Below are 204 nucleotides of genomic sequence, written 5' to 3'. Positions count from 1 at the left end.
GCGGGCTGGCCTGGGCTGTCGGCATCCCTCGGCACCTGAAGGTGTATCCGGTCGATGTGAAGCTCATTTGGCCGATTACCAAAGTCCGCGGGAAACCACGAAAGCACCACGTGCCCGATATCTTATCGATTGCGGCAGAACAAATGCTGGCCAGTGCCAAATGGAAAACCGTGAGTTGGCGCAGCGGGACCAAAGGTCGGTTGA

The 204-nt window shown here is 57.8% G+C and carries 1 protein-coding gene; it reads left to right on the top strand.

All coding sequences use genetic code 11. The annotated features are described in order from the left end of the window. A partial coding sequence (locus FNJ47_RS49670) for a transposase (RefSeq protein ID WP_163163988.1) occupies nt 1-204 on the top strand: 204 nt, incomplete at both ends.

Origin of the sequence: Bradyrhizobium uaiense, assembly GCF_010811875.1 — a bacterium.
Classification (GTDB): Bacteria; Pseudomonadota; Alphaproteobacteria; order Rhizobiales; family Xanthobacteraceae; genus Bradyrhizobium; species Bradyrhizobium uaiense.
The sequence above is the reverse complement of the archived record's forward strand: the minus strand, read 5'-3'. Positions and strand labels throughout refer to the sequence as shown.